The organism is Paractinoplanes aksuensis, assembly GCF_024137025.1.
Lineage (GTDB): Bacteria > Actinomycetota > Actinomycetes > Mycobacteriales > Micromonosporaceae > Actinoplanes > Actinoplanes aksuensis.
In genome coordinates, this window is sequence record NZ_JAMYJR010000018.1 from 28,802 (window position 1) to 46,593 (window position 17,792).

General features: G+C 71.3%; 15 protein-coding genes. 6 read left to right on the forward strand and 9 right to left on the reverse strand.

Features of this window, described 5'->3' with window-relative positions; translation table 11 throughout:
• Positions 1 to 32: 32 nt before the first annotated feature.
• Positions 33 to 1,781 carry an acetyl/propionyl/methylcrotonyl-CoA carboxylase subunit alpha gene (locus tag M1L60_RS17595; protein ID WP_253238516.1) on the forward strand — a complete coding sequence of 583 codons (1,749 nt, stop codon included), beginning with the start codon at positions 33 to 35 and terminating at the stop codon, positions 1,779 to 1,781.
• 351 nt (positions 1,782 to 2,132) lie between these two features.
• On the opposite strand, the gene M1L60_RS17600 is transcribed toward M1L60_RS17595, so the two are convergent.
• Positions 2,133 to 2,675 (reverse strand): GNAT family N-acetyltransferase, encoded by a 543-nt coding sequence (locus M1L60_RS17600; protein WP_438862123.1) that lies wholly within the window; start codon positions 2,673 to 2,675, stop codon positions 2,133 to 2,135.
• A 366-nt stretch (positions 2,676 to 3,041) separates the two neighbouring features.
• Here M1L60_RS17600 and M1L60_RS17605 point away from each other — a divergent pair, with 366 nt between their 5' ends.
• Positions 3,042 to 3,839: a DedA family protein gene (locus M1L60_RS17605; protein WP_253238517.1), complete on the forward strand. Its 798-nt coding sequence runs from the start codon at positions 3,042 to 3,044 to the stop codon at positions 3,837 to 3,839.
• Between the two features lie 21 nt (positions 3,840 to 3,860).
• Here M1L60_RS17605 and M1L60_RS17610 read toward each other — a convergent pair whose 3' ends face one another.
• Positions 3,861 to 5,306 (reverse strand): NAD(P)H-quinone dehydrogenase, encoded by a 1,446-nt coding sequence (locus M1L60_RS17610; RefSeq protein ID WP_253238518.1) that lies wholly within the window; start codon positions 5,304 to 5,306, stop codon positions 3,861 to 3,863.
• A gap of 87 nt (positions 5,307 to 5,393) precedes the next feature.
• Between M1L60_RS17610 and M1L60_RS17615 the strand changes: the two genes are divergently transcribed.
• A complete protein-coding gene (locus M1L60_RS17615) occupies positions 5,394 to 5,855 on the forward strand; it encodes a gamma-glutamylcyclotransferase (RefSeq protein ID WP_253238519.1) in 462 nt (153 codons plus the stop codon).
• Here the strand turns inward: M1L60_RS17615 and M1L60_RS17620 are convergent.
• From M1L60_RS17620 to M1L60_RS17635, 4 genes are all read right to left on the reverse strand, one after another.
• Positions 5,852 to 6,802 carry a GNAT family N-acetyltransferase gene (locus M1L60_RS17620; RefSeq protein ID WP_253238520.1) on the reverse strand — a complete coding sequence of 317 codons (951 nt, stop codon included), beginning with the start codon at positions 6,800 to 6,802 and terminating at the stop codon, positions 5,852 to 5,854. The genes M1L60_RS17615 and M1L60_RS17620 overlap by 4 nt on opposite strands.
• 40 nt (positions 6,803 to 6,842) lie before the next feature.
• Positions 6,843 to 7,580, reverse strand: a complete 738-nt coding sequence (locus M1L60_RS17625) for an SCO6745 family protein (RefSeq protein ID WP_253238521.1) — start codon at positions 7,578 to 7,580, stop codon at positions 6,843 to 6,845.
• 67 nt (positions 7,581 to 7,647) lie between these two features.
• The gene (locus tag M1L60_RS17630; protein WP_253238522.1) at positions 7,648 to 8,562 is read right to left on the reverse strand and encodes a hypothetical protein; all 915 of its coding nucleotides are present in this window, start codon (positions 8,560 to 8,562) and stop codon (positions 7,648 to 7,650) included.
• A gap of 1 nt (position 8,563) precedes the next feature.
• On the reverse strand, positions 8,564 to 9,199 hold the full coding sequence (locus M1L60_RS17635; protein WP_253238523.1) for an MBL fold metallo-hydrolase: 636 nt from the start codon (positions 9,197 to 9,199) through the stop codon (positions 8,564 to 8,566).
• Positions 9,200 to 9,307: 108 nt separating this feature from the next.
• Between M1L60_RS17635 and M1L60_RS17640 the strand changes: the two genes are divergently transcribed.
• The gene (locus M1L60_RS17640; protein ID WP_253238524.1) at positions 9,308 to 10,285 is read left to right on the forward strand and encodes a DUF4349 domain-containing protein; all 978 of its coding nucleotides are present in this window, start codon (positions 9,308 to 9,310) and stop codon (positions 10,283 to 10,285) included.
• Positions 10,286 to 10,288: 3 nt separating this feature from the next.
• On the opposite strand, the gene M1L60_RS17645 is transcribed toward M1L60_RS17640, so the two are convergent.
• Both M1L60_RS17645 and M1L60_RS17650 read right to left on the reverse strand, forming a co-directional pair.
• On the reverse strand, positions 10,289 to 11,545 hold the full coding sequence (locus M1L60_RS17645; RefSeq protein WP_253238525.1) for an amidohydrolase: 1,257 nt from the start codon (positions 11,543 to 11,545) through the stop codon (positions 10,289 to 10,291).
• A 210-nt stretch (positions 11,546 to 11,755) separates the two neighbouring features.
• The gene (locus tag M1L60_RS17650) at positions 11,756 to 13,321 is read right to left on the reverse strand and encodes an acyl-CoA mutase large subunit family protein (RefSeq protein ID WP_253238526.1); all 1,566 of its coding nucleotides are present in this window, start codon (positions 13,319 to 13,321) and stop codon (positions 11,756 to 11,758) included.
• Between the two features lie 206 nt (positions 13,322 to 13,527).
• Here M1L60_RS17650 and M1L60_RS17655 point away from each other — a divergent pair, with 206 nt between their 5' ends.
• The gene (locus tag M1L60_RS17655) at positions 13,528 to 15,438 is read left to right on the forward strand and encodes a serine/threonine-protein kinase (RefSeq protein ID WP_253238527.1); all 1,911 of its coding nucleotides are present in this window, start codon (positions 13,528 to 13,530) and stop codon (positions 15,436 to 15,438) included.
• A gap of 27 nt (positions 15,439 to 15,465) precedes the next feature.
• Positions 15,466 to 17,103 carry a phospho-sugar mutase gene (locus M1L60_RS17660; protein ID WP_253238528.1) on the forward strand — a complete coding sequence of 546 codons (1,638 nt, stop codon included), beginning with the start codon at positions 15,466 to 15,468 and terminating at the stop codon, positions 17,101 to 17,103.
• On the opposite strand, the gene M1L60_RS17665 is transcribed toward M1L60_RS17660, so the two are convergent.
• On the reverse strand, positions 17,104 to 17,787 hold the full coding sequence (locus M1L60_RS17665) for a GOLPH3/VPS74 family protein (protein ID WP_253238529.1): 684 nt from the start codon (positions 17,785 to 17,787) through the stop codon (positions 17,104 to 17,106).
• Positions 17,788 to 17,792 lie beyond the last annotated feature (5 nt).

Here is a 17,792-nt window from a genome sequence, read left to right on the forward strand (position 1 = left end):
AAACTGTCGGCCGCTGCGGCTAGGCTCAGGCCGTGCGCAAGGTATTGATCGCCAACCGTGGCGAGATCGCCGTCCGGGTCATCCGGGCCTGCCAGGACGCCGGTCTGACCAGCGTCGCCGTCTATGCCGACAGCGATCGTGACGCGCTGCCCGCCCGGCTCGCCGACGAGGCGTACGCGCTGGTGGGCGAGACCGCGACCGAGACCTACCTGCGCATCGACAAGCTGCTCGAGGTCGCCGCGCGCAGCGGCGCCGACGCGGTCCATCCGGGCTACGGCTTCCTCTCCGAGAATGCCGAGTTCGCCCAGGCCGTACTCGATGCGGGGTTGACCTGGATCGGCCCGACCCCGCAGGCGATCCGCGACCTGGGCGACAAGGTCACCGCGCGGCACATCGCCCAGCGGGCCGGGGCGCCGCTGGTGCCGGGCACGGCCGAGCCGGTGGCCGACGCGGCCGAGATCGTCGCGTTCGCCGCGCAGCACGGCCTGCCGGTGGCGATCAAGGCGGCGTTCGGCGGGGGTGGGCGCGGGCTCAAGGTCGCGCGCACGATCGACGAGATCCCGTCGCTGTTCGAGAGCGCGACCCGCGAGGCGGTGGCCGCGTTCGGGCGGGGCGAGTGTTTCGTCGAGCGCTATCTCGACCGCCCGCGCCACGTCGAGGCCCAGGTGCTGGCCGACACGCACGGCACCGTCATCGTCGTCGGCACCCGCGACTGCTCCCTGCAGCGGCGGCATCAGAAACTCGTCGAAGAGGCGCCGGCGCCGTTCCTCACCGCCGAGCAGCGGGCGTCCATTCACGAGAGCGCCAAGGCGATCTGCCGCGAGGCCGGCTATCACGGCGCGGGCACGGTCGAATACCTGGTCGGCCAGGACGGCACGATCTCCTTCCTCGAGGTGAACACCCGCCTCCAGGTCGAGCACCCGGTGAGCGAGGAAACGGCCGGAATCGATTTGGTACGCGAGCAGTTCCGCATCGCCGCGGGCCAGGCTTTGCAGTTCACGAGCGATCCGGTCCCGCGCGGCCATTCCATCGAGTTCCGCATCAACGGCGAAGACCCGGGCCGCAATTTCCTGCCCGCTCCCGGCGCGGTCGAGACGCTGGTGTGGCCGCTCGGCCCGGGCGTCCGCGTCGACGCAGGGGTCGAGGCGGGCAGCGTTGTCGGCGGAAACTTCGACTCCCTGCTGGCCAAGATCATCGTTTCCGGCCGTACGCGGGAAGAGGCTCTGGAACGCTCGCGCCGGGTCCTCGACGAGACAGTCATCACCGGCCTGGCCACCGTGCTGCCGTTCCACCGTGCGGTGGTGCGCGATCCCGCCTTCACCTCCGAGCCGTTCACGGTCCATACCCGCTGGATCGAGACGGAGTGGGCGGGCGGTGTCGAACCGTTCACTCCGAGCGGCCAGCCGACTTCGGAGGCGGACGAGCGCGAGACGGTCGTGGTCGAGGTGGGCGGCAAGCGCCTAGAGGTCAAGCTGCCGGCCAAGCTGCTGCGCGGCGGTCCGGCTTCGGCGACGGCCACGCGGCCGGCTGCGCGGCGCAGCGGCGGGGGCGCTCAGAGCCAGGCCAGTGGGGCCGCGTTGACCGCACCCATGCAGGGCACGGTGGTCAAGGTGGCGGTGGCCGACGGCGACAGCGTGTCCGAAGGGGACGTGATCGTGGTCGTCGAGGCCATGAAGATGGAACAGCCGCTCACCGCCCACCAGGCCGGCACGGTGTCCGGCCTGTCGGTGAAGGTCGGCGAGTCCGTCACCGCCGGGTCGGTGGTGTGCACCATCGAGTGATCGTGGTCGGGCGTCACCCCGGTTGAGCTGGACAAACAGGGCCCGGGCCGGCGCAACCGGATCCTGGCCGCGGCCGGGAAAGGCGCCGGTCAGCCACAGCGCGGCAAAAATGGCCAGTGCCCAGGTCGCCTGCCCAGCCACCCTTGCCTCCACCGACGCGGCGGCGGCCCCCTCCAACACCGGTCCGGCCGGGGTTCCGGGGTGCAGGATGCCGCCGAGGAGGTCCGAGACGCTCAGGCCGAGGGCGCCGGCTGACCGGCGCGGGCGGCCAGCAGGGCCGGGTCGTTCTGGTGGTAGAGCTCGGGCGCAACATCACCTCGAATTGGGCCGCCAGGTAACGGCGAGGCGGGCTCAGCTGGTGGGGAGCCAGTAGCGGAGCTTCTCGTCGCGGCGGGCGGCGGGGAGGCCGCCGTTGCGTTCGATGGTGCGGCGGGAGGGCTCGTTGTCGTAGTCGCACGTGATGAGGACGCGGGGGAAGCCGAGCGCGGCCGCGATCGGGCGGGATGCGGCCAGCATGGCGGTGGCGTGGCCCTGGCGGCGGGCCGAGGGGCGGACGTCGTAGCCGATATGACCGTTGCGTTCGCCGGCGGGACCGGGGGCCAGTCGGTGGCGGATGTTGAGCCGGCCCAGATAGATGTCGCCCTCCAGCCACCACAGCACCGTGGTGGGGACGTAGCCGGGCGGGCGGGGCGTGTCGTCCAGGCGTTGCGCCCGCAGGAAGCCGACAAATTCCGCGAAGCCCGCCGGAGTGCGCCAGATCGCTGCGTACGCCCGCAGGTCGGCCCCGATGTTGCTGAAGTCGTCGATACCGCCGCGGCCCTCGGCGAGGTACTCGTCCATGGCGGCCAGGAAGGACGGCTGAGCGTCGACTGTGGGCGGAACCAGCGAAGGCACGCGCCCAGCGTAGGCGAGAAGGAGGCCGCGGGAGAGCGGGGAGAAGCAGGGGTGAGCCGCCCGTACGGGACCTACGGACGGCCCACCGGCCGGCACGCCCGAGAACGGGGGACCCGGGGTTCCGGCAACTTCACGGTACGCCCGCGATGCTGTCGCGAAAAGTCGAAGGGACGAATCGGGACCGAACACCCTTACGAGACGACTGCGTCTAGAAAATGACAGGCGCTCGGGGGATCGAGACCTTACCGTGTCAGGCATCACCGACGACCGGGTCTGATCAGGGAGCATGCTGAACACAGCACATTCTCAGGTGACTCCACGAACAATGTCGTGAGGCCCCGAAAAAGCCGCGAGGTGGCGAGACCGATGACCGAACTGTTGACCATGATGGCAACACCGGCATGGGCGTACCTTGCTCTTTTCGGCTTCCTCGCCGTCGACGCGCTGATCCCGGTGGTGCCGATCCAGGCGATCATGATCACATCCGGCGCGCTGACTGTCTACGGAAATCTTGATCTTGCTCTGGTCATCGCCGTCGGCGCCCTGGGCATGTTCACCGGCGACGCCATCGCGTTCGTGCTGGGCCGCAGCAGCGCCGATCGGGGCTCGGGCCGCCTGGCCGCCCTACGTGCCCGCTACGCCCCCAAGCACGACGACGAGAACAAAGACCCTTCCCGTACGAAACAGGCCGCCGCCCGCTTCACCCGGGGCCTGCGCCGGCCGGGTCCGCTCGTCCTGCTGCTCTGCCGGTTCGTGCCGGGCGGGCGCATGGCGGCCGGTTTCCACGCCGGCCGCCGCGGCTACCCGGTCAAGCTGTTCGTCCTCTACGACGGGGCCGCCGCGCTGGCCTGGGGCTCGTACGGCGGCCTGGTCGGCCACATCGGGGGCACGGCGATCACCCAGTCGGCCTGGCGCCTGTTCGCCATCGCCGCCACCGCCGCCGTCGTCTTCGGCACCGCGGGCTGGATCCTGGCCCTCTTCGGCGGCCGCAAGGACGAAGCGGGCCGCAAGGGAGAGGCCGGCCGCAGAGAAGAGGCCGGGAGGGCCGCTGCCACCGACGTCGAGCAGGCGCTCGCCGCCGGGGCCGCTGACTTCCGCCCGGCCCGCGAGCCAGGCGCTACTGCAGTTCGTGCCGCATCAGCCGACGGCCCGCTTCCGCGATAGATCCGGCAACAGCGCCGGGTGCTACTGCAGTTCGTGCTGCATCAGCTGTCGGGCCGCTTCCGCGATAGACCCCGACAGCGAGGGATAGATCGTGATCGTGTGGGCCAGTTGGTCCACGGTCAGGTTGTTCTCGATCGCCATCGTGATCGGCAGGATCAACTCGCTCGCCTTGGGCGCCACCACCACCCCGCCGATGATCTGACCCGTGGCCGGGCGGCAGAACAGCTTGACGAAGCCGTCGTGCAGATCGGCCATCTTGGCCCGCGCGTTGCCGGTCAGCGGCAGCATCACCTGGCGGGCCGGCGTGCGGCCCGAGTCGACCTCGTTCTGCGAGACGCCGACGGTGGCCAGTTCGGGGTCGGTGAAGACGTTGGCCGAGACCGTGCGCAGCCGCAGCGGCGCCACCGCCTCACCCATCGCGTGCCAGATGGCGATACGCCCCTGCATGGCGGCCACGCTGGCCAGCGGCAGCACCCCGGTGCAGTCGCCGGCGGCGTAGATGCCGGGCACGTTGGTGCGCGACACGCGGTCGACGGTCACGTAGCCGCCGTCGCCGACCTGAACCCCGTACTCCTCGAGCCCGAGCGCCGCCGTGTTGGGCACCGCGCCGACCGCGATGAGCGCGTGCGAGCCCTCGACGACCTGCCCGTCGCCCAGCGTGACCTGCACGCCGGAGCCCGTGTTGACCACGGACTTGCCCCGGGACTGGCTGAGAATGGTCATGCCCCGCTCGCGGAAGACCCGCTCGATCGCCATGGCGGCGTCGGCGTCCTCGTGCGGCATGACCCGCTCGCGGCTGGAGACCAGTGTGACCTGCACGCCCATGGCCAGGTAGGCGCTGGCGAACTCGGCGCCGGTCACACCGGAACCGATCACGATGAGGTGCGACGGCAGTTCGGTGAGGTCGTAGAGCTGCCGCCAGTCGAGGATGCGCTCACCGTCGGGCTGGGCGGTGGCCAGCACCCGCGGGGTCGCCCCGGTGGCCAGCAGCACGGTGGTGGCCTCGACGGCGTAGGTCTGCCCATCCGACCACCCCGCCGCCGCCCCTGACCGGGCTGAAGGCTGAGCCTCGTGGGGCGTGACGAGCACCTGGTGGGTGTGGCCCAGCGTGTCCTCGCCCAGCCGGGCGTGGCCGTGCACGACGTCGACCCCGGCCTTGACCAGCTTGGCCTGGATGTCGGCCGACTGGGCCAGGGCCAGCTTCTTGACCCGCTCGTTGACCGCCACTGCGTCGACCGAGACGCCCTCGAGGCCGGCCGAGCGGACGCCGAAGCGTTCGTTGTGCCGATACCCCGTCATGACCTCGGAGCTCGCGATGAACGTTTTGGACGGCACACAGTCGGTCAGGACGCAGGCGCCGCCCGGGCCCTCGGCTTCGACGAGGGTGACGTCCGCGTCGAGCTGAGCGGCGACCAGGGCCGCCTCGTACCCGCCCGGGCCCCCACCGATGATCACGATCCGACTCACGAGGTTCCAACCTTCCGATGTGGCAACTGTGCCGACACGCACTCCTTGTATTCTCCACGACCGCCGTGTCCGGCTATCGTCATCGCCGTGCGTCATTACGCCGCGTATGGCTCAAACCTCGACCCGGCCCGCATGCGGGCCTACTGTCCGCACTCGCCCATGGTGGGCGTGGGGTGGATAGAAGGCTGGCGCCTGACCTTTGCCGGTGAGGGGGAAATCGGCAGCGAGGGCGCGGTCACGACGATCGTCGAGTCGCCCGGCGACCGCGTCTTCGTGTCGCTCTACGACGTCCACCCGTGGGATGCGTCACAGCTCGACGAGGTCGAGGGGGTGACCGCGGGCGCATACCAGAAGGTCACCGTGCGTGTATCGACGCTCGAGGGTGAGTTCAGCGCCTGGGTCTATGTCTTCGCCGGCTACGAGGGTGGCCTGCCCACGGCGTGGTACCTGAGCGAGATCGCCACCGCGGCCGAGAAGGCGGGCGCCCCCGACGACTACGTCGAGGAACTGCGCCGCCGCCCGACCGGCACGGCGTCACCCGAGGCCTAGATCCACTTCTGGTAGATGTTGGCCTCGTACAGCGGCTTCATGCCGACGGCGAGGTAGAGCCGGGCGGCCTGCGTCGGGTTCTCCATGTCGACGCCCAGACCCGCCTTGTCGCGGCCTTTCGCGGCATAGGCGGCGAAGGCGCGCCGCAGCAGGGCTTCGCCCAGACCCCTTTTCCGGTACGACCCCAGCACCGCCAGCCGCTTGACCCAGCCCTCGCCCGAGTCCTCGTCGTAGGACGACTCGAGCACCCCGGCGACCACGCCGTCCACCTCGGCCACGAACCACTCGTCGAAGACCGGCGCCGGGTCGTCGGCGACCTGCTGGCGCCAGCTGTCGAAGGACGCGCTGCGGTGGTCGGAGTCGAGAAAAGCCCGCTCGATCACGCTGTGGAAGGCGCGCAGGTCGTCCTCGTCGTCGGCCCGGACCGTACGCAGGGTGACGCCCGACGGCGGCGCCGGGGCCTCGGCCGGCACGCCGCTCAGCGGGATCTGCATGCGGGCGTGTTGCTTGAGGAAGGCGAATCCGTGCTCGGTCAGCAGGTCGATGTACGCGGTCTCGCTCGGCACCGCACCGGCCCGCACCTCGTACGTACGGTGGCCGAATTTGATCTTGCGCTCGTCGACCCGGGCCAGCATGAGCTCGAGCAACGGGCGCATGGCCGGAAGCCCGTCGCCGGGCCAGACGTACACCTCGATGAAGTCGCGGTTCTCGCCGGTCGCGTTGCCCGGATAGGTCCAGCCCACGATGCGCCCGCCGGCGTCGAGCACGACCCAGACGTCGCGCTCCAGGTCGGTGTTGGGCTCGGTCAGCGCCTCGCGCACCTCTTCCGAGGTGTAGTCGGGGTACCCCACGGCAGCGATGTCGCTGGCGTGCACCAGCGCGAGGATGGCCGGCGAGTCGTCGAGGGTGGGCCGGCGCACGCTCCAGCCGTCGGGAAGCTCAGTCACCCGGGCATCGGATCACGACCCGGGCCCGCCGGGCGAGCCCTTATTGGGCCAGCCGGTGCCGCAGCGATTCCAGCAGGCCGATGAGTTCGACCCGTTCACCCAGGTCGAGGGCCGCGTAGGCCTGCCCGGCCATCGCGTCGGCGACCGACTCGGCCCAGATCAACCGGCGGACGATCGGACCGGCCGGCGGATAGGGCGGCTGCCAGCCGAACGCGACGGCGCCGGTCTCGCCCTCGGGCCCGGCGATGATCGCCTGCAGCGGGGTGAGACCCCCGGCCCGTACGGCCACCAGCTGCACGCCGAGGCGGTGCTCGTGCAGCAGGTGCAGGAGCACCGCCGCCTGCGCACCGGGCGTCTGGTCGGGCACCGGCATGGCCCGCCACGCGGCGAACAGCGGCAGCCCGGCGTAGTCGACCGCGGCCACCACGCGCCGGGTCAGCTCGTGCAGGCGGGCCAGCCGGGGGAAGCCGCCGAGCTGCTCACTGCCCCAGGTGCACAGCTCGTGCAGGTGCCAGGTGGCGACCTCCATGGGCGCGGAGGTCTTGGCCGTCGCCTCCCAGCCGTCGATGACGGCCTCGGGCGCGATCATGCCGATCGACGCGGCGACGGTCTCGGGGCGGACCTCGCCGAGCGCGCCGGCCCGGGCCGAAACGTGGTACGCCCAGCCGGAGAGGCCCAAGAGCCGGGCTCGGCGAAGGGTCTGGGGCGACTCGGCAAAGGCGCCCACTATCGTCGCGAGTCCCGTCTTGGCAGTGGCGGCAGCCTGTTCGGGTGTCACCCGCCCGATTCTGCTCTCCCTGACACGTTCTGGAAAATATTCTTTCTGTTCCGGTGGACGATCCGGATCAATCCGATAAGTCTGATTCAAGATCCTCCAGAGCGGCTTGTACGTCACCGACCTGGCGCCGAGCAGCGGCCGCTTCCCGTTCGGCGAGGCGGCGGGCTTGCTTGCGGCGGGCCACTTCGGCCTGGGCTTCAGTACGTCGGCGTTCCAGTTCGGCCAGCTCGGCGTCCAGGTCCTCGACAACGTGACCAGCGTCACGTTCGGCCGCCTCGGCCTTCTCGAGCTGGGTGTCGGCCCGCTTCTCGGCCGACTGTGCGTTGGTCAGCTCGCGGCGCAGCTCCCGGCGGCGCTGCTCGAGCTCGCGGTGGCGCTTCTCCTCGGCCGCCCGCTCGCGGGCCGACTGCTGCGGGAACTCGACGACCTCGCCGCCCTCGCCGTCACCCTCGTCGTCGATCTCGTCGGCGGCCTCGTCGGTGACCAGCCGCAGCCTGGGCCGGGGCACCTCGCCGAACCCGGCGTAGGTGGCGGCCCGGATCAACCGGCCGGTGCGCACCTGGGCCGCGATCTCGGGCTCGGCCAGCGCGGCGGTCAGCGTGGCCTCGACCTCGCCCAGCGGCAGCTTGGCCGACCGGTCCTCGTCGCGGGCCAGTTTGCCGGCCGCCGCGACCAGCGCCGAGACCACCTGGCGGCGCTGGGCGGTCAGCTCGCGCAGGGCCGAGCCGTCGAGACCGCGCTGGGCGTCGCGCAGCGCGGAGGACAGCTCGACCAGCTCCTCGATCAGCTCGGGCCGGCGCAGGGCGAGCAGGTTGACCACCCAGGCGGCCACGGTCGGCTTCTTGAGGGCAGCCAGGCGCTTCGCGGTGGCTTTGTCGCCGGCCTGGCGGGCCTGCTCGATCGCGGCCGTGCGGGCGGCGACGAAGCCGTCCGGCGGGGACTCGTAGAGCCGCTGGATCAGCTCGTCGGTGGCGCTGGGCACGTCAGGCGATGCTAGTGCCGGGCGCGACGTGCGCGTACTTCGTGCCGCCGAGTCGTTCGAGATGCCCGTCCGACACCTTGGCCCCGGTCTCGGTGAGCAGATAGTCGTGCAGGGCGAAGGCCCGCCCCGGCTTGACCGCGCGGACGAAGTCGATGGACTCGGAAAGCTTCATCCAAGGAGCATTCAACGGCGCGAAAAGCGTGTCCACCGTCGTGTCCTCCGGCACGGTGAACGAGTCACCGGGGTGGTACAGATTCGTGGCCCCGTCGGCGATCAGGTAGCCCACGTTCGCGATGCGCGGGATGTCGGGGTGAATGATCGCGTGCTGACCGCCGTACACCCGGACCTGATAGCCCGCGGCCTCGAACGTCCCGCCGGGCTCGACCGCGGTGGCCACCTCGGCGAACTGCGGGTGCTGGCTCAGCACGTCGGCGTGGGCGAACAGCCGCAGACCGGGCCGCTTCCCGATCTCGTCGCCCAGCGCGTCGGGGTCGAGGTGGTCGAAGTGCTCGTGGGTGATGAGCACCGCGTCGGCGCCGTCGAGCGCCGCCCGCTCGCTGAACGCGCCCGGGTCGACCACGAGGACGCCCGCGCCCTCGACCCGCAGACAGGAATGGGTGAACTTCGTGATGCGCACGGGATCCCTCCGCTGCCGATTCGTAACCGCTCATCTCGCAGTCTGCCGGAACCGGAATGGCTCCGCCGCACGTCCCAGGGGCACACCGAAACGGGGTTGGGAGAAAGCATGCGCGCTTTTCGCTCGAGAACCACATATTTGCTCGGCACAGTCGTATTGACCGGCGTCCTGCTCGCTGGTTGCGGGTCCGGCGATTCGTCGGACTCGGCCGGCATGTCCGCGGCCGACGCCCCGGCCATGAACGAAGCGGCCCCGCAGAAGGCCGAGGGCGGCGGGTCGGGCACGCAGGCCGACACCCAGGCCAAGGCGCCCGACCTGCGGGTCGAGCAGCGCGACATCATTTATCGGGGCACCGTCACCGTACGGGTCGAGAACGTCGACGCCGCGGCCGGTCAGGCCGGGGGCATCGCCAAGACGGCCGGCGGCTTCGTCAGCGGTGACAACCGCAGCAGCGGCTCGGGCGCCGACACGGCGACGATGGAACTGCGCATCCCGGCCCCCAAGTTCGACGCGGCCGTGGCCCAGCTGGCCAAGCTCGGCACCGAGGAGCAGCGCCAGATCAGCACCGAGGACGTCACCGAGCAGACCATCGACCTCGACGCCCGGATCACCGTGCAGCAGGCCCGGGTCGACAGCGGCCGCAAGCTGCTGGCCCAGGCCAAGTCGCTCAACGACCTGGTCATGCTCGAGCGCGAGGTGGCGACCCGCGAGGCCGACCTGGCATCGCTGCAGGCCAAGAAGCGCAATCTGGCCGACCTGACGGCCCTTTCGACGATCACCGTGACGCTGCTCGACCCCGAGGCCGACGCGGTGGTCGAGGAGGGGCCGCCCGGGTTCCTGAGCGGGCTCGGCGCGGGCTGGGACGCGTTGCTGGCGTCGCTGCGGGTGCTGCTGACCGTGCTGGGCGCGTTGCTGCCCTGGCTCATCGCATTCGGGCTGCCGATCTGGGGCATCCTTTACGCCGTACGCCGTTACAACCGCACCCGCCGGGCCGCGCACCCGGCCCCGGCGTATGCGCACCAGCCCCCGCCGGCGGCGCAGCCCCCAGTGTCGGGACCGCCCGCGCAGCAGGACCAGCAGCCGTAAGACCTAGAACGCGGCCGTCGCCAGGGCGGCGAGGGCGGTGTGGACCATCACGCGGACGCCGTAGCCGATGCAGCTCTCGTCCACATCGAAGTCGCCCTGGTGCAGGTCGTGCTTCTCGTCCGAGCCGGGCACCCCGGTGCCCAGCCGGATCATCGCCCCCGGCACCTGGTCGAGATAGAACGCGAAGTCCTCGCCGCCCATGCTGATCTCGGCCTCGACCACCCGCTCGGCGCCGAGCGCGGCCCCGGCCGCCCCGGCGATCACCGCGGCCGCCATCCGGTCGTTGATCACCGGCGGGACGCCGCGGTGATAGCCCACCTCGACCTGGGCCCCGGTCGGTGCGACCACGTCCTTGATCAGCTGGGTGACCAGCTCGGGGGCCGTCCGCCAGGCGTCGCGCGAGAGGATGCGCACGGTGCCCCGGGCCACGCCCTCACCCGGGATGGCGTTGAACGCCTCGCCCGCGTGCACCGCGCCCCACACCATCGACAGGCCGGCCCGCGGGTCGACCCGGCGACCGAGCAGCGCCGGCACGTCCACGATGACCTTGCTCAGGGCGTACACCAGATCGGCCGTCAGGTGAGGCCGGGCGGTGTGCCCGCCGGGGCCGCTCAGCTTGATGTCGACCGTGTCGGCGGCCGCGGTGAACGGGCCCGAGCGCACCCCGATCAGCCCGGACGGCAGCTGCGGGTAGCAGTGCAGCGCGAAGATCGCGGCGACGTCCTTGAGCGCGCCCGCGGCGATCAGCTTGGGCGCACCCGACGGAACCGTCTCCTCGGCGCACTGGAAGATCAGCCGGACCCGGCCCGGCAGCTGACCGCTCTCGGCCAGCTGCTGCAGGGCCAGGCCGAGCCCGAGCATCACAGTGGTGTGCACGTCGTGACCGCAGGCGTGCGCGACCTTGGGCACGGTGGACTTGTAAGGCACGTCCTTGAGGTCTTGCAGCGGCAGCGCGTCGAGGTCGGCGCGGAACGCGATGACCCGGTCGCCCTCGCCGATGTCACAGAACAGACCGTTGCCCTCGGGCAGCATCTGCGGCGAGAGCCCGGCCACGGCGAGCTCGCGGGCGACCAGGGCCGCCGTCTCGAACTCGTGATAGGACGGCTCGGGGTGGGCGTGAATGTGCCGACGAATAGCTACGAGCTCCGCGCCACGGGTGGCGAGCCAGCGGTCGAGCTGGCCGGGCAGGGGCTCGGCGCCGGGCAGCGGCCCGGGCCACTCCGCTTGGGCCCCTTCGGGCTCCGTCAGAGTAGTAGTCACGTCGGTTTCCGCACTCTCGAAGTTTTGTCAGGTTTTTGTGACGCGCGACAGCTTAGACCGTTTTAGGTGACGCTGTGCAACGCCATTCCCGTGCCGAGTGGATAGCGCGCGGTGACAAAAGACCTGGGTACGGGAGCTGGTGGCTCCCATCACCCCTACAACCTGTTACGAATGTGGAGGTGACGCAGGTTCAACGGTGCCACGCGGTGGTCAGAAACGCTCGACCGGGTGGTGGACGCCCCACACACCGCGCAAGGTGTGGCACACCTCGCCCACAGTGGCACGAAGGCGCAACGCCTCTTTCATCAAAGGTAGGACGTTCTCGCTCCCACCGGCGGCCTTCGCCAAATCCGCCAGGGCGGCCTCGACCGCGGCGTTGTCACGCCCGGCGCGCAGAGCGGCCAGCCGGGCCACCTGGGCCGCCTCGATCGCCGGGTCGACGCGGAGCGGCTCGTAGCGTTCCTCCTCGTCGGCCGCGAACCGGTTGACGCCGACCACGACCCGCTCGCCGCTGTCGATCTCGTTGGCGATCCGGTAGGCCGAGGCCTCGATCTCTTGCTTCTGGAAACCCTGCTCGATGGCGTCGACGGCCGAGCCGTACGAGAAGACGCGCTCGATCAGTTCGGCCGCCTGCCGCTCCACCTCGTCGGTCATCGCCTCGATGGCGTACGACCCGGCGAACGGGTCGACCGTGCCGGTCAGGCCCGATTCGTACGCCAGCACCTGCTGGGTGCGCAGGGCCAGGCGGGCCGATTTCTCGGTGGGCAGCGCGATCGCCTCGTCATAGGCGTTCGTGTGCAGCGACTGGGTGCCGCCGGCCACCGCACCCAGGGCCTGGATGGCCACCCGCACCAGGTTGACCTCGGGCTGCTGGGCGGTGAGCTGCACGCCCGCGGTCTGGGTGTGGAACCGCAGCATGAGCGACTTCGGATTCTGCGCGCCGAATTCCTCACGCATGATCCGAGCCCACATGCGCCGGGCCGCGCGGAACTTGGCGATCTCTTCCAGGAGGGTGGTGCGGGCGACGAAGAAAAATGACAGCCGGGGTGCAAAATCATCGACGGCGAGGCCGGCCGCGAGCGCGGCCCGTACGTACTCGATGCCGTTGGCCAGCGTGAAGGCGATTTCCTGTGCGGGCGAGGCCCCGGCCTCGGCCATGTGATAGCCGGAGATCGAAATAGTGTTCCATTTCGGGATCTCGGACCGGCAATAGGCGAATGTGTCGGCGACCAGCCGCAACGACGGTTTCGGCGGGAAGATGTAGGTGCCCCGCGCGATGTATTCCTTCAAGATGTCGTTCTGGATCGTGCCCTGCAGCGCCGACCCGGGCAGGCCCTGCTCCTCGGCCACCAGCTGATAGAGCAGCAGCAGCACCGAGCCCGGCGCGTTGATGGTCATCGAGGTCGAGACCTGGTCGAGCGGGATGCCCTGGAAGAGCTGGCGCATGTCGTCGATCGAGTCGATGGCCACGCCGACCTTGCCGACCTCGCCGTGCGCGATCGCCTCGTCGGAGTCGTAGCCCATCTGGGTGGGCAGGTCGAACGCCACCGACAGGCCCATCGTGCCCGCGGCCAGCAGCTGGTGGTAGCGCGCGTTGGACTCGGCCGCCGTGCCGAAACCGGCGTACTGCCGCATCGTCCACGGGCGTTTCGTGTACATCGTCGGGTAGACGCCGCGGGTGTACGGGAACTCGCCCGGTTCGCCGATCGGGGCCTCCGGCGCCACGTCCCCGGGTTCGTACACCGGCTTGATCTCAAAACCCGACTCCGCGTTCACATCGGGAATCCTAAGGCTTCGTTCAACCCTGGAGCGTGAGGACTTTCGCACTCTGCGTCCGAATCCTTCGACACAATGCGATTTCACCGTCACCTACCGTCGAGTTCACCGGAACACGGCGACAGTGACTTTCAAATCGGGGCCGGGACACGGCAAGATAGCGGGGTTGGTCGAAGGCCCCCTAAACCCCCTCGGTGGCATCCTCAGTGACTCAGATTCCGACGTGGAGCGGTGGCAACAACGCTCCCACCAGCGGACGCGCAGCCCCGGGCACGCTCATCGGCGGGCGATACACCTTGCGTGCCGCGGTGGGCCACGGTGGCATGGGCACGGTGTGGCGCGCGGCGGACACGCTGCTGCGACGCGACGTGGCCATCAAAGAAGTCATCCTCCCGCCCGGCCTGGCGCCGAGCGACCGCGACGCGATGTACGAGCGGACCATGCGCGAGGCCCGCGCCGCGGCCGCCCTGCAGCACCCGGCCGTGGTGCAGGTCTACGACGTCGTCCATGAGAACGGCCGGCCGTGGATCGTGATGGAGCTGCTCGACGCGCGCAGCCTGGCCGACATGGTCATCGAGGACGGGCCGGTCCCCGCCCGCGTGGTCGCCAAGATCGGCATCGCGCTCCTCGGCGCCCTCGAGGTCGCGCACGCCCACGGTGTGCTGCACCGCGACGTCAAGCCGGCCAACGTGCTGATCTGCCAGGACGGCCGCTGTGTGCTGACCGACTTCGGCGTCGCCCGCATGCCCACCGACGTGCAGCTGACCACCCCCGGCATGGTGCTCGGCTCGCCCCACTTCATCTCGCCCGAGCGCGCCATGGGCAGCTCGTTCGGCCCGCCGAGCGACCTGTTCTCGCTGGGCGTCACGCTCTACACGGCGATCGAGGGCCGGCCCCCGTTCGACAAGGGCGACCCCATCGAGACCATGCACGCCGTGGTCGAGGATCCGCCGACCCCGGCCGTGCGGGCCGGCTCGCTCACCCCGGTGCTGATGGGCCTGCTCGAGAAGGACCCCGACCGGCGGATGGACGTGCAGACCGCCCGCACCATGCTGCGGCAGCAGCTGGCCGGCCCGCTGGCCAGCAAGAGCCCGCCGCACATGATGACCGACCCGTACTCGGTCGTCCCCGCGCAGCGCCCGCCGGCGGCCGCCCCGGCCGAGACCCAGCCGATCCCGCCGTCGAAGAACGGGCAGATCGGGGGCCGGGCCATGCTCGCGCCCGGCGAGTCCCTGACCGACCACCTCAACCGGGTGCAGCAGGGCAACGCGTCCACCCCGGGCAACGCCCGGCGGCGGGCCGCCGCTTCGACCCCGACCGGCCTGATGCCGGCCGCCTCGGGCGACACCACGAGCGTGCTGCCGCCGCGGGGGGCCTGGAACGGCGCCCGGGCCGCGCACGACCCGATGCCCGGCACGGTCGTCGGCGGTTCCGGGGCCAAGCGCAAGGCGATGATCGACAAGACGGTCGCCACGGTGCGCGAAACCACCGGCAAAGCGGTCACGACCTTCAAGAGCTGGCCGCAGAAGCAGCAGCTGATCGCCGGTGGCGGCGCGCTGGCTGTGGTCGTCCTGCTGATCGTGGTCTTCTCTCTGGTCGGCTCGGGCGGCGACGACCCCGTCACGCCCCAGGCCGGCCCCACCGGCAACTCCGCGGCCAAGCCGGCCGCGCTGCCGACCCAGCAGTACAACGACCGCGGCATCACGGTGGCCGTGCCCAAGGGCTGGACCAAGAAGTCGGGCGGGGTCTGGGTCGACTACGTGGACCCGGACGACGCCAAGCGCAAGGTCCGCATCCTGGTCGAGGACGCCTCGTCCAAGGCCACGCCGCAGTCGTTCCTGGGCGTCGCCGAGAACACGCTGCGGACCCGGTCGGCCAACTGCCCCAAGCCGTACGCGCAGGTGGGCCTGACCGACACCAAGATCGGCGGGCGCGACGGCGCTGTGCTCGAGTACACGTGCGGCACCGGCGACAGCGGCCGGCACGGGCTCTGGGGCGCGGTGATCGCGGGCGGCAAGGCGTACTCGTTCTTCCTCACCGCGAACGAGACCCAGTTCGCGGCCAGCAAGCCGATCTTCGACCAGATGATCAAGACCTACGCCCTGCAGGCCTCCTGAGCGGTCGCGGCGTGCTATCAATCCCTGATGGCGCCTGACGACTTGAAGAGCCTGGCCGACGCGTGGCTGGCCGACGACCCGGACCCGGCCACGCGGGACGAGCTGACCCGGCTGATCGCCGGGCTGCCCGGCACCGAGGCCGAACTGCGCGACCGGTTCGCCGGCCCGCTCACCTTCGGCACGGCCGGGCTACGGGGACGGCTGCGGGCCGGGCCCAACGGCATGAACCTGGCCGTCGTAACGCGGGCCGCGGCCGGGCTCGTCGGCTGGCTGGCATCGCAGGGTGGCCAGGGTCCGCTGGTGATCGGGTACGACGCCCGGCACGGCTCGAAAGAGTTCGCCGAGCAGACGGCCCGGGTCGCCACCGGGTCGGGCCGGGACGCGCTGGTCATGCCCGCGTTGCGGCCGACCCCGGTGCTGGCCTACGCCGTCCGCGCGCTCGACGCCGTGGCCGGCGTGATGGTCACCGCCAGCCACAACCCGCCCCAGGACAACGGCTACAAGGTCTATCTGGGCCGTGAGCTGGGCGGCCCGGCCGGTGACGGCGCCCAGATCGTGCCGCCGGCCGACGCCGGCATCGAGGCCGCCATCCGCGCCATCGGGCCGATCGCCGACATCCCGCTCGGCTCGACCGGCACGCTGATCGATGAAAAGACCGTCGAGGGGTACGCCCGGAGTGCCGCCGCCGTCCTCAGCGCGGACGGGCCGCGTGATCTCGCGGTGGCGTACACACCGATGCACGGTGTCGGGGGCGCCACGCTGCTGGCCGCGTTCGCGGCCGCCGGTTTCCCGGCCCCGGCCGTGGTGGCGGCGCAGGCCGAGCCCGACCCCGAGTTCCCGACCGTCGCCTTCCCCAACCCGGAGGAGCCGGGCGCCATGGACCGGCTGCTCGCGCTGGCCGCCTCGACCGGCGCCGACCTGGCCATCGCCAACGACCCCGACGCCGACCGGTGCGCGGTGGCCGTTCCGACCGGCGACGGCGGGTGGCGGGCGCTGCGCGGGGACGAGCTGGGCGCCCTGCTGGGTGATCACCTGATCCGGCGGGGTGTGCCCGGGACGTACGCGACCACGATCGTCTCGTCGCAGCTGCTGGGCCGCCTGTGCGCGGCCCGGGGCGTGCCCTACGCCGAGACGCTGACCGGGTTCAAGTGGATCGTGCGGGCGGCCGACGAGCTGGCCTACGGCTACGAGGAGGCGCTCGGCTACTGCGTGGCGCCCGGCATGGTGCGCGACAAGGACGGCATCACCGCCGCGCTGACGGTGGCCGAGCTCGCGGCCGGGCTCAAGGCCGAGGGGCGCACCCTGGCCGACCGGCTCGACGAGCTGGCCGCCGAGTTCGGCGTGCACGCCACCGACCAGCTCTCGGTGCGGGTCGACGACCTGGCCGAGATCGGAGCGGCCATGACCCGGGCCCGGCAGGCGCCGCCGGCCACGCTGCTCGGAGCGCCCGCGAGCGTGACCGACGATGCCGCCAACAACGTGCTGACCTTCCGCACCGGCGCGGTGCGGGCCGTGATCCGGCCGTCCGGCACCGAGCCCAAGCTCAAGGCGTACCTCGAGGTGGTCGAGCCGGTCGGCGCGGCGGGCCTGGCCGCGGCCCGGGAACGGGCCGGCCGGGGCCTGGTCGAGCTGCGGCGCGAGATCGCCGCCGCTCTCGGCGTCTGATCAGGCCGGCCTGGGCGTGCCCAGCGCGGCCTGGATGGCCTTGCCCAGCGTCGCCACGACCAGCGCGACGCTGGGGCGGACGATCGAGTCCTCCAGGTTGCCGCCGGCCATGAAGCCGGCGCCCGAAGCGATCTGCTCGAGCCGCTCGTGGGCGCGCTGCACGTCCTCGGCCGGCAGCCGCAGGGCGGGCTCCATGCGGCACGAGACGAGCAGGGTGGCCAGGGCGGCGGTGCGCTCGTCGCACAGGGCCCCGGTGGTCAGCGCCTTGGCCAGCCGGTCCCGGATCTCGGCCTCGAAGGCCGGGTCGGTGGTCGGGTAGCGGTGCACGTGGATGACGCCCATCTGGGTCTCGTCGATGTCCTGGATCACGCCCCGGGCGACCAGGTCCTCGAGGACGCGGGCGCGCAGGCGGTGCCGCAGGCGCTGCAGCCACTGGGCCGGGGTGTGCGGCTCGTCGTCGGCCGCCTTGGCCAGCACGGCGTCGGCGATCGATTCACCGGTCGGCGTGGGGTCGATGACTTTCAGGTACCCGTCGACGTACGCGATCCGCCCGGCCAGCGCGAGGTCGACCAGCACGCCCGCGGCCATGCCCAGGTCGAGGCCGATGCGGGAGCCGGTCGCCTTGCCGGTCTGGTCGTCGTACGCGAGGAGGAGCAGTTCCTCGGCGAGTGCGATGGAGGTCATGGCTC